This is a genomic window from Methanosarcina horonobensis HB-1 = JCM 15518 (genome assembly GCF_000970285.1).
Lineage (GTDB): Archaea > Halobacteriota > Methanosarcinia > Methanosarcinales > Methanosarcinaceae > Methanosarcina > Methanosarcina horonobensis.
Window position 1 is genome coordinate 1,485,200 of the sequence record NZ_CP009516.1, and the last position, 12,158, is coordinate 1,497,357.

At 43.0% G+C, this 12,158-nt stretch carries 9 protein-coding genes and 1 tRNA gene; all 10 read left to right on the plus strand.

Going from position 1 to position 12,158, the window contains the following annotated elements:
* Positions 1–155 precede the first annotated feature (155 nt).
* The 10 genes from MSHOH_RS06600 (at position 156) to MSHOH_RS06645 (ending at position 12,144) form a co-directional block, all read left to right on the plus strand.
* Positions 156–1,937 carry a replication factor C large subunit gene (locus MSHOH_RS06600; RefSeq protein ID WP_048138313.1) on the plus strand — a complete coding sequence of 594 codons (1,782 nt, stop codon included), beginning with the start codon at positions 156–158 and terminating at the stop codon, positions 1,935–1,937.
* Positions 1,938–3,518: 1,581 nt separating this feature from the next.
* Positions 3,519–3,592 (plus strand) — tRNA-Val (locus MSHOH_RS06605).
* A 264-nt stretch (positions 3,593–3,856) separates the two neighbouring features.
* The gene (locus tag MSHOH_RS06610; RefSeq protein ID WP_048138315.1) at positions 3,857–4,084 is read left to right on the plus strand and encodes a winged helix-turn-helix domain-containing protein; all 228 of its coding nucleotides are present in this window, start codon (positions 3,857–3,859) and stop codon (positions 4,082–4,084) included.
* A gap of 177 nt (positions 4,085–4,261) precedes the next feature.
* On the plus strand, positions 4,262–4,918 hold the full coding sequence (locus MSHOH_RS06615) for a flavodoxin family protein (protein ID WP_048138317.1): 657 nt from the start codon (positions 4,262–4,264) through the stop codon (positions 4,916–4,918).
* A gap of 96 nt (positions 4,919–5,014) precedes the next feature.
* Positions 5,015–7,309 (plus strand): CDC48 family AAA ATPase, encoded by a 2,295-nt coding sequence (locus MSHOH_RS06620; protein ID WP_048138318.1) that lies wholly within the window; start codon positions 5,015–5,017, stop codon positions 7,307–7,309.
* A 578-nt stretch (positions 7,310–7,887) separates the two neighbouring features.
* Positions 7,888–8,451 carry a helix-turn-helix domain-containing protein gene (locus MSHOH_RS06625; RefSeq protein WP_048138319.1) on the plus strand — a complete coding sequence of 188 codons (564 nt, stop codon included), beginning with the start codon at positions 7,888–7,890 and terminating at the stop codon, positions 8,449–8,451.
* A gap of 325 nt (positions 8,452–8,776) precedes the next feature.
* The gene (locus tag MSHOH_RS06630) at positions 8,777–9,928 is read left to right on the plus strand and encodes a pyridoxal-phosphate-dependent aminotransferase family protein (protein ID WP_048138321.1); all 1,152 of its coding nucleotides are present in this window, start codon (positions 8,777–8,779) and stop codon (positions 9,926–9,928) included.
* Positions 9,929–10,029: 101 nt separating this feature from the next.
* The gene (ribC, locus tag MSHOH_RS06635) at positions 10,030–10,494 is read left to right on the plus strand and encodes a riboflavin synthase (protein WP_048138323.1); all 465 of its coding nucleotides are present in this window, start codon (positions 10,030–10,032) and stop codon (positions 10,492–10,494) included.
* Between the two features lie 48 nt (positions 10,495–10,542).
* Positions 10,543–10,947: a 6,7-dimethyl-8-ribityllumazine synthase gene (gene ribH, locus MSHOH_RS06640; RefSeq protein WP_011032198.1), complete on the plus strand. Its 405-nt coding sequence runs from the start codon at positions 10,543–10,545 to the stop codon at positions 10,945–10,947.
* Between the two features lie 54 nt (positions 10,948–11,001).
* On the plus strand, positions 11,002–12,144 hold the full coding sequence (locus tag MSHOH_RS06645; RefSeq protein ID WP_048138325.1) for a pyridoxal phosphate-dependent aminotransferase: 1,143 nt from the start codon (positions 11,002–11,004) through the stop codon (positions 12,142–12,144).
* Positions 12,145–12,158: the final 14 nt, after the last annotated feature.

Consider the following 12,158-nt stretch of genomic DNA (forward strand, 5'->3'; position numbering starts at 1 on the left):
ATAAGTAACATTCTTTTCCTCTAGATTATTGATTTTGAGATGCCATATTTAAAATCGACGTTGGAAGATTGCAAAAGTGACTGCAATTCACTTATTGAAAAAATTAAAACATATAAAGTTAATAATGAGTTCCTTTTTTATTGGTATGGTTTAAGATGATGTCGGCAATTGAATGGGCTGAAAAATACCGACCCCGGACTCTTGGAGATGTCGTGGGGAACAAGAAAGCAGTGCAGGACTTGAGGAAGTGGGCTGAAGAATGGCAGTCCGGGATTCCTGAGAAAAGAGCTGTGATTCTCTATGGACCTGCGGGGATAGGGAAGACTTCAAGTGCTCACGCACTGGCAGGGGACATGGACTGGGAGGTTATAGAGCTCAATGCAAGCGACCAGAGGACTGCAGGCGTTATTGAGAAAATTGCCGGCTCTGCAGCGTCAATGAATACTCTTTTTGGAGGTAAACGGCTTATTGTCCTTGATGAGGCTGATAACCTCCACGGGACTGCAGATAGGGGTGGGATGAGGGCTATTGCCGGGATCATAAAAGCCACACTTCAGCCGATAGTACTTATTGCAAACGATATTTACGGGCTGACACCCACAGTCCGGAACATTTGTCTGGAAATAAAGTTCGGGTCCGTACAGAGCCGTTCCATGGTTCCTGCTTTGAAGAAGGTCTGTGATGCTGAGGGAATCTCCTGCAGCCAGGAAGCTATTCTGCAGATTGCAGAAAATGCAGGAGGAGATTTCAGGAGTGCAATGAATGACCTCCAGGCTGCAGCTAGTGGGAAGGAAGCGCTCGAAGTTGAGGACCTCAGCACTGCAGGCAGAGATGTCAAAGAGAATATCTTTAAGGCGATGCAGAAGATCTTTAAAAGCACTGACTGTAAAAGGGCTCTTGAATCTGCATACGGGCTTGATGAAAGCCCTGAGGATCTCGTGCACTGGATAGACGAAAACCTGCCAATTCAGTATGCTCGGAAGGATGGCGACCTCGAAGATATAAGAGCGGGTTTTGGATATCTTTCAAAGGCTGATCTTTATCTTGGGCGTGTGAAAAAGCGCCAGAACTACAGGATGTGGAGGTATGCCAGCATGCTTATGGTTTGCGGGGCTGCCCTTTCAAAGACAAGACCGTATCCCGGCTTCATCAAGTATCAGCAGCCTTCACTCTGGAGAAGGCTTGGACAGACACGTTCGAAGCGGGACATGCGAGACAATATAGCTTCAAAGATAGGGGAGCACAGCTTTGAATCAATGCATTACTCCAGGAATAACCTTTTAGGTTTTTATGCGTTGATGTTAAAGGATGAAGCATCTGCTATTGAAGTAACTGCAAGTCTCGGGCTTGAGCTTGAAGAGCTGATGTATCTTTCAGGAAGCGCAAAAGCAAGCAAAAAGCTGCAGAAAATTTACGATGAAGCGCAGAAGCTTCTCGAGAAGAAGGGCGATAAAGCCGAAGAACAGGCCTTTTTTAAGGTACCTGCTCCCTTGGTAGACGAAAAGCAGACAACTCTTCACTGCCCTGTTAATATTCCTGAAAAAGAACAGGAAGTTCCCTCTGAAAAATCCGAAACTTCTGATTCTCAACCTCCGGAAGGTAAGCAGAAAACCCTTAACCTGGGATTTGATATCTCGCCCGAGCCTCCAGAGAAAGAAGAGGCTTCAGAAAAGAAACTATCCGAGGACCCGGTACCTGAAGAAGATAACTTCTTTCCTCTTCCCAAATCCATGCAAGAAAAGAAACTCATTTCCGAACCTGTAGAGAAGAAAACCCTTTCCACAACTTCAAAAAAGAAGGGTTCGGATGGCAGCATCGATCCTTCAAAACAAAGGACATCTGATAAGGCTTCACCTTCCGCAGGTATGCAGGATAACACAGGAGAAGTTTTGAAAAAAGCTGAGCCTAAAAACCAGAAAACACTTTTCGACTTTTAAATTTTTTAGAACACAACCGTTCGTTTTTCCTATCTGGAGTGGGGAATTCAGATGGGATCTTTCTAATTCTTTTCGATCTCCAATCTTTATTGCTAGCTGGAGAATAAAAGTTCAGAAATTACCCTGAGCAACCTTATTCTTTATTCTAAGTAACTTTACTTTTGTGCAAGAAAACGTTAGTTTTTTGTGAGCGGAATGACGGGGTTGACTTTGAATGAAAGAAAAAAATTGCTGGTGTGTTTGGGAAGTTTGGACTGGAATCCGCTCACAAATATTACTATGTAACTTCAGTTATAAATACTTTTTTAATATATTTAGTATATCTCTTTTCCTATCTATTTCTTTGATTTAACTACCAGAGATAACTCTATATTCTGCATGATTTCGTAGATAAATGAGACCGAGAGAACGTTACTGCAGCAAATAAGGTGAGGTTAAGAACCTGATAACTGAAGTTGAGAAAAACCTGATCAATGTTAGGAACTGGTGAGATAAAACTGGATAATGTTAAACAGTGTTAAGAAAAGTTGAGAAATAAAGTCATGAGAAAAGTTGTGAGCGGGTTTGGGGAGTTTGGGGAATAGTTGGGGGAATAGTTGGGGGATATGGGTTTGGGGTTATACTATGGAAAAGAGACCCGCTCACTTAGCATGAGTAATCATTACATACTATAAATAGCTTTCCATTATATACCTCACAATTTATAATTACAGTCTTATAGTTAATTTTTTCTAAAACTGTATTTCATGATGCCGTTTTTTTAGAATATATGCCGCCCGGTAAAAATGATAAGGACCTTAGTGACACTAAAAGAAACATAGATAAGAAATAATAGTACTGATAATAGGTTCATTTTTATTACATATTTAAAGAACTTGCTGACAAAAGTGATGATACAGCTGATTTTGTTATCTTTATTTCTGGATAATGTTCAGTATCAATTAAGTACTACCTGGTACCACTCCAATATTCCTGAGTAACCTGCATTCCTGAGTAGTCTCAAAACTGGCTTGGCCTGTATGATTTTTCAGTCACATCCGTAATGGTAGACCTGATAAGATGATCTATTAACAGCACTTCTTTGATAATAGGAAGCAGTAAGCTAACAGTCACGGAATCCGTCAGGTAAACAGGAAATATTTAACACATTATATCTTTTTATAAGAATAAGTATGAGCGGGTTGGGGAGTATGAATTGGGGTGTTGGGGGGTTGGGGTTATCTTACAAAAGAGAGACCCGCTCACACAATACATCATGCTAATCTCGTATAAATATATTTTGCTTGTAAGAATTCTGTCACTAAAAGTGCTGAAAGAATACATGCAAACACAGGACTTTTCATACTCTCAAAACGTTCACTCAATTTTCTACTTCTGTCTCAGTTCTTATCATTATTTTGTTCTGAACAACAGGCCCAAACCAGGAATCTATAACGATTCTATAATGATTTTTCAGTAATAACAATATTTTAAAGCTCTCTTCAAACAAAAGACATATATATAACTAGTGACATGTTGGACTTGCATTCCAAGCAACTGCTTGTAAAGTTATCCCTTTAAAAATAGAACTGATAGCAAACTGGGCTCGTGGTCTAGTCGGTCATGACATCGCCTTTACACGGCGGGGATCCTGAGTTCGAATCTCAGCGGGCCCACTACTCTTTTTTGAGTTTAATTTCCTTTAAATTAAGGAATTTTTTTATATAGAAGCAACCTGTATTTATTATCTATTATCAATTACGGGTTAAATTTCCTTTTTAAAACTTAATGCTTTATATAATACTGATATCGTTATATAGAAAGGGGAACGATAAAGACTTAGAATCTTTGTTACCTACAAAAAGATCCGCTTTAATATATTTAATAAGCGTTGATTCTTACAAAGATTATTTCTAATCTACGTGGGGGAGGAGTCAGTATTGAAGAGAAGAAGCAGGACAGATATTGCAGTAGATATTTTAAGAGTAGCGATGAATGGGGCAAAGAAAACTCATATCGTTTATGAAGTGAATCTTAACTTTAACATTGCTCAGAAGTATCTGGAACTGTTAAAAGAAAAAGAGCTCATCAGGCATGAGAACGGTGTTTTTATCACAACTGATAAAGGAAAAGTTTTCCAGGAAATGGCTAAAGAACTTAAACTTTAATAATCTTCCCTTTTTTATTTAGATGTTTTTATTTTATTCTCATCTGTTCTTTTTTAAATTTGTTTTTTTAAATCTGTTATTAATTAAGTAATTCCATAATAAGTTTAGTTCAGTAACAATCCTTCTGAACATTTATGCGTCCCCGTATATATAACGGCTTTTGGAAACATATGTACTATGGCTATGAAGGCACTTTTTTTGAACTGCACACTGAAAAAAGTGCCTCAGGTATCGAACACCCGCGCTCTTATTGACAGAGCTGTAGTTATTTTTAAAGAACTTGATGTTGAGAGTGAGGTCATAAGGGTTGTTGACCACAGTATAGCGTTCGGGGTTACCTCAGATGAAGGAGAAGGGGATGAATGCCCCTTTATACTTGAAAAAATTAAAACCTGTGATATCCTGATTATAGGAAGTCCAATCTGGTTTGGTACGCTTTCTTCCGTAGCCAAAATGGTGATTGAAAGACTGGATGGGACTTATATGGAGGGGAATCCGGAAACCGGGCAGTACCCCCTTTATGGAAAGGTTGCAGGAGTTATCGTCACAGGAAACGAAGACGGAGCACAGAACGTAGGTTCAAGAATACTCTTTAGCCTTACACACCTGGGGTGTACCGTGCCTCCCAATGCGGACTGCTACTGGGTCGGGGATGCAGGACCGGGACCCAGTTATATAGAAGCAGGAGGGGAAAGGCACCTTTATACAAACAGAACAGTAAGATACATGGTACATAATCTGGTATACTTCGCAAAGCTTCTCAAGGAAAACCCTATTCCTACCAACTTAAAAAAGCTTGATGAGGAGGCAAAAAAGGTAAGTAATTCAGGCTAAATAAGCCTGAAAATCAGTGCATTACTTTTGCATTTTACAGAATATTTCATATTTTTCTAAGGAGAATATTCTACTGATGGAGATGGAGGGTGTTATTTGACTGATGGGGACAAATCGATCGTAAAACTCAAGGTTGCAGAAGCCGATCAAAGAGACGTCGGGAAAGGAATCGTCCGAATTGATGAAAGATTCAGAGAAAAACTTGGCCTTAAACCCTTTGATGTTGTGGAAATCAAAGGCGGTAAATCAACTTCTGCCCTTATAGGCCGCCCTTATCCCAGTGATGCAGGGCTTGACATTATCCGTATGGACGGGCTTATCCGCATGAACGCAAAGACCAGCATAGGGGAATATGTGGATATCCGCAAAGCAGACTGGAAAGAAGCAAAGAGCGTAACGCTTGCTCCTGTAGCCAAAGGAATGCAGATCTATGCTCCGAGCGAAACGCTCAAAGCCGTATTCATGAACCGTACGGTTTCAAAAGGAGACTTTATTTCCACCACAAGCCTGAGGCGGTCAAGAGAAAGGGAAACTTTCGGCAAAGGAGTTATGTTCGAGGACTTCTTCCAGGACTTTTTCGGGCAGGGCTTCGGGCCGTCCTTCGGGCTTGGGGAGATAAAACTGCAGGTAGTATCTACTGCCCCTTCGGGGATAGTAAAAATTACAGACATGACACAGGTTGAGCTTTTACCGGAAGCTACGGAGATAACCCCTGAGCAGAATATCCCTACTGTAATGTATGAAGACCTGGGTGGGCTTAAGGATGCCATTGGCAAGGTAAGGGAAATGATAGAACTACCTCTAAAGCACCCTGAGCTCTTTGACAGGCTTGGAATCGATGCTCCAAAAGGAGTGCTACTGCACGGACCTCCAGGAACGGGCAAGACAATGCTTGCAAAAGCAGTCGCTAACGAATCAGATGCTTATTTCATTTCCATTAACGGTCCGGAGATTATGTCAAAGTACTATGGAGAGTCCGAGAAAGCGATCAGGGATATCTTTGAGGACGCAGAAAAGAATGCTCCGGCAATTATCTTCCTGGATGAAATTGATTCGATTGCCCCTAAACGGGCTGAAGTGACCGGAGAAGTAGAAAGGAGAGTGGTCGCTCAACTTCTTTCCCTGATGGACGGGCTTAAAGCCCGCAAGAATGTGATTGTCATCGGGTCGACCAACCGGCCTGAAGCCATTGATATTGCACTCCGCCGCCCCGGCAGGTTTGATCGGGAGATTGAACTGAGGGTTCCGGACACGGAAGGAAGGCTTGAGATTTTCCAGATCCATACCAGAGGTATGCCACTCGACGAAAATGTAAACCTGATGGATTTTGCTCAGATAACTTACGGGTTTGTGGGAGCCGATATTGCTGCGCTCTGCAGGGAAGCAGCCATGAGCGCATTGAGACGGATTTTACCGAAAATCAACCTTAATGAACCCGAAATTCCTCGGGAGATTCTTGATGCCCTTCAGGTCACAAGGGAAGATTTTGAAAATGCCCTGAAAGATGTCCAGCCATCTGCAATAAGGGAAATTCTGATAGAGGTTCCCAATATAGGTTGGGACGATGTGGGCGGCCTTGGAGAGGTAAAAGAACTTTTGAAAGAGGCTGTGGAATGGCCCTTGAAAAGCCCTGAATCTTACAGGGATATAGGGGTTGAAGCTCCTAAAGGCGTGCTACTGTATGGTCCTCCGGGTACTGGAAAGACCCTTCTTGCAAAAGCCATTGCCCATGAGTCCGATGCCAATTTTATTACTGCCAAAGGAAGTGATTTACTCTCCAAATGGTACGGTGAATCCGAAAAAAGAATCGCTGAGGTCTTTACGCGCGCAAGGCAGGTTGCTCCTTCTATTATTTTCCTTGACGAACTTGACTCGCTTGCCCCTATTCGAGGGGCTTCTACAGGTGAGCCTCAGGTTACAGCAAGGATCCTTAACCAGCTCCTGTCAGAAATGGACGGACTTGAAGAACTCAGGGCTGTTGTGGTAATCGGGGCAACCAACCGTCCTGATATGATAGATCCTGCCCTTCTCAGGCCAGGGCGGTTTGACGAGCTTATCCTTGTTCCTGTTCCGGATGAAGGAGCCCGCAGGGAAATCTTCAGGGTTCACACAGAGAATATGGCTCTTGCAGAGGATGTTGACCTCGAAAAACTCGTTTCCCTTACAGACCAGTACACAGGTGCGGATATTGCAGCTGTATGTAAAAAAGCAGGAAGGCATGCATTACGTGAGGACCTCCATGCAAAGAACGTCAAGCAAAAACACTTCCTGCAGGCTATTGAAGAGACCGGACCTTCAGTTACTCCGGATACCATGAAGTACTACCAGGCAATAAAAGGAGAACTGAGAAAAAGGAAGTCCAAAGAAATAGAAAGTCCCTATTATATCTGAGTATCAAAGTTTGAATATAATGGGGACTCCGTTTTCTATTTTTCTTTATTACCGTTCTCTTTTTTACTTTTTTCATTTTCTTGCAGCCGGGTTTTTTCGTTATGGTCGTTTCTGTCACTCTCGACAAAGGAGAATGGCATTGTGAAAATAGAAGAGAGAAAAAAGAGTCTAGAAGAAAGAAAAAAGAGTCACTTGTTGACTATACCGATTCACAGGCAGCTCGAAGGCTTTTTCAATTATTAACCACCTGGCTTTATTTCGTCCTTTTTTACTCTTATTCTCCTTATAAGGTCCTATTTATTTTTTATTCTCTATTTTTATTATTGGCTTAATATTTTTTGACATTAAACTCCCTTTTTATCAATAAAAAATTAATTTTTTGTTACTGTTTTTGTACAGTTTTTTTCTTAAAAGTGGTTATTATTAAGTATTACTATTTATTGACAACCAGCTTTACAGGCCGTATCCGGAAAATAGCTGAGCGGCTCCGAAAGTCATTTATATCTAACTTATATATAAACTCTTTAAATTATGTTGACCAATGCCATTAAATACCATAATTACTATCGGTAATATATATGCAGCTTCCAACACCCGAAGATCTTAAAAAAAGAAGGAATGAACTAGGGCTTACCCAGAGCGACCTGGCTAAAAGGGCAGGTGTAAGCCAGCCTCTTATAGCCCGCATCGAATCGGGAGATGTAGACCCCAGACTCTCAACAGTCAGGAAAATCCTTGATGCTTTTGAGGAAGCTGAAAAGGAGCAGCAAATTATCATAAGGGACCTGATGCATTCCCCTGTCCTTCATGTTTCTCCTGAAGACTCGGTAGAAGAGGTGGTAAACCTTATGCATGTTCACGGGTTTTCACAGATTCCCGTGCTTGATAGAGGCATTCCGGTTGGAAGTGTTTCGGAAGATATGATCGTAAAGCTGATGGGCGAGAGCAAGAAAAAATCCATCTCTCAGTTGAAAGTTTCCGGGATAATGGGGGAGTCTTTTCCGACAGTAGCTCCTGGAATATCGATATCAGTAGTCTCGCATATACTTGAAGGAAACCCTGCCGTACTCGTGGTAGAAAAGGGGACAGTTGTGGGCGTTGTGACAAAACATGATGTGATGAAACTCCTTCAGGGCCAGTAAACTGAGTTCTTTTTCCCTTAATGTGGAAGCCTTAGATTGAACTTGGAAAGCACATGAATTATATACTAGGATTCAATTAAACCTGAATCCTTAATTTAATTCAGCACTTAACACGTCTGAAATGATCTAACAAATATGGCAATTGCAGTCGAAATGATCAGAGCATGGAACACTGCGCAGCCCTTCTGGCACACTGCATCTATGATAAATATAACCACAGATTATTTCAGGATTACACGATTAAAATTATAGAGTTTACACAATTCCCTTAAAATAAGAACCAAAAATGAGTTAAATCTTTAAAAAGTGTGGAGTAAATAAAAATATGGATCTGGAAGATACCCTTCTCATGATGCCTGGTCCCGTACCTGTTGCACCCAGAGTCCTTAGAGCGATGTCAAAACCGATGATTAACCACCGGAGTGCAGAATTTGCCGGAATTTATACTGATTGCAGGGGAATTCTTGCAGATATTTTTCAGACAAAAAATGACATTTTTTTACTCAGCGGCTCCGGAACTGCGGGAATGGAAGCTGCAGTCGGGTCTGTAGCCGGAAGCGGAGACAAAGTTATTGCTATAGAAAACGGAAAATTCGGAGAGCGCTTCAAAGACCTTGCAGCTCTCTATGCTGAAGTAGTGCCTCTGGAATTTGAATGGGGTCTTCCTGTAGACCTTGAGAAGGTTAAGGAAAAACTCGAGGAAGGGGCAAAAGCCATTACCCTTGTCCACAATGAGACCTCTGCTGGGATCATGAATCCTGCTGAAGAAATCGGCAAACTTGCAAAAAAACACGATGCTCTTTTTATCATGGACGGCGTAACCTCCCTTGGAGGAGATGAGGTCAAGGTCGATGAATGGGGTGTCGACATTGCAATCGTAGGTTCACAGAAATGCCTTGCAGCTCCCCCTGGAATGGCAGCAGTCTCAGTAAGCGAAAAAGCCTTTGAGGCTATAAATGGCATGAAGAAGAGACCCTACTATAATGACCTTAAAGCATATAAAAAGAGCGGGGACAAGCCCAGACCGGAAACACCCTACACACCTGCAATTCCTCTTTTCTATGCCCTTCAGGAAGCCCTTCATATCGTTAAAGAAGAGGGTATGGAAGCAAGGATCAAAAGGCACAGAGCCCTCTCCGAAGCAGTACGGGCAGCAGCTGATGCGATGAACATCGAGATGTTCCCCCAGCTTAACGAATACAGCCATTACTCCAACACCGTCACTGCGATGAAATCCCCTGCAGGAATTGACGGGGAAGACATTAAAAATGACATGAAGAAGCGCGGTGTAATTATTGCCGGCGGGCAGGAACGCCTGAAAGGCAAGATTTTCAGAATTGGAAGCATGGGGATCGTAACTGGAAGGGATGTCCTCTCAGCTATCCAGCAGCTGGAAATCGTGCTGAATAAGCGGGGTTATATTGACAGCGTGGGGGCAGGAACTGAAGCTGCAGCACGCGTTATTGACAGGCTGTGAGAGGGTTTGAAAATCCTTCATAACCAAGGTTTATAAACGTTTCAGGAAAACCAGAAGAATAAAACCAGAAGAACATATCTTTAAATTCCGATCGGATTCACATGCCTACAATAGGAATTGCAGATACCACGTTTGCGCGCTATAATATGGGGCGTGCAGCAATCGACGAGATACAGAAAAACGTATCCGTACAGATTAAAAGGGTAACCGTGCCCGGGATAAAGGACCTTCCGGTAGCAGCCAAAAAACTCATTGAAGAAGAAGGCTGCGACATCGTAATGGCCCTTGGCATGCCCGGCGGTAAGCAAAAAGATAAAATGTGTGCTCATGAAGCTTCTCAGGGCCTTATTATGGCCCAGCTCATGACCAATACCCATATTATCGAGGTCTTTGTCCATGAGGACGAAGGAAAAGACGAGAAAGAACTCGCTTTTCTCATGGACAGAAGGACTCGGGAACACGCCTTAAATGTGATAAAACTGCTCTTCAAGCCGGAAAAATTGGTCAGGGAAGCCGGTACCGGTCAGAGGCAGGGGTTTGAGGATGCAGGCCCTTTGAGAATGTGAAGCAACTTTAGTGACTTTAGTTAAAAACAATACTGGAGACCTTATTCAATGACTATCAGCCTAGGATTTGTTGTAGCTGAATTTAACAGGGATCTTACCTACCAGATGGAGCTGCTTGGAAGAGAACATGCAGAGTTTCTGGGAGCGACAGTTAAAGAGACCATTCTCGTGCCCGGGGTCTTTGACATGCCTCTTGCAATCAAGAAGCTTTGCCAGAGGGAGGATATCGATGCAGTGGTTACCATAGGGTCGGTAATTGAAGGTGAGACCGACCATGACCAGGTGGTTATGCAGCATGCCGCAAGGAAGATTATGGATCTTTCACTTGAGTTTAACAAGCCTGTAACGCTTGGAATTCCGGGTCCGGGTATGACCAGGATGGCTGCTCATGAACGTGTCGACTATGCCAAAAGGGCAGTCGAGGCTGCAGTAAAACTGGTGCGGCGGCTGTGAAATTTCCTGATTCCTCAATAAGCTAGCAAAATGCAATAAACCAGGACCATCCCTATGACATCTGCAAGGCTTAAGCGTGTAGAAGAATCTGCAACGATCAGGATCTCCAATATTGCAACCAGAATGATTAAAGAGGGTACAGACGTTATCAATTTTAGCCTTGGCGAACCTGATTTCGATACCCCGAAAAATATCTGCGATGCTGCGGCAAAGGCCATGTATGAGGGAAAGACCCACTATGCCCCTTCTGCCGGCATTCCGGAGTTAAGGGCAGCTATTGCCGAAAAACTGAGGACTGAAAACAGTCTGGATGTGACAGAAAAAGATGTACTGGTCACACCGGGTGCAAAACAGGGGATTTTTGAAATAATGATGGGCGCCCTCGATGATGGGGATCAGGCAATCCTCTTTGACCCTGCCTGGGTAACTTATGATGCCTGCATCCGTTTTGCAGGGGCAGATACTGTCTGGGTTCCCACGGTTCCTGAGAAAGGTTTCCTTCCTGACAACTTCGCCGAGTACATAAATGATAAGACAAAGCTAATTGTTGTAAACAGCCCTGGTAACCCTACAGGAGGCGTATTCGGGAAAAAGACCCTGCAGTGTATTGCCGACCTCGCAATTGACCACGACCTTCTGGTAGTCTCAGATGAAATCTATGAGAAAATCATCTATGATAGGGAACATATCAGTATTGGCAGTTTTGACGGGATGCAGGAAAGAACCATTACTGTAAACGGTTTTTCCAAAGCATATGCAATGACTGGCTGGAGGCTTGGATATCTTACCGCCCCTCCTGAGATCTTCAAGCTTCTGCAGAAGATCCAGTCCCACTCAGTGAGCAGCGCTACAACCTTTGTTCAGTACGGCGGGCTTGAAGCCCTTCAGGGACCCCAGGACGGAGTCAAGGCAATGGTAGACCGTTTTAAAATGCGCAGGGATATCCTTATTGACGGACTGAATAAAATAGGGCTTGAGTGCAAAAAACCGGACGGGGCTTTCTATGCCTTTGCAAACGTAAGTGAGTATGGGAACGGGACCGAGGTTGCTGAAAGGCTCCTGAAGGAGGCTCACGTGGCAGTGACCCCGGGAATTGCTTTCGGAGCTTCAGGTGAAGACTTTATCAGGATTTCCTATGCAACATCCATTGATAGAATCCGTGAAGCTCTTGACAGGCTCGAAAAAATATTCTCATAAAATAGAATAGACGG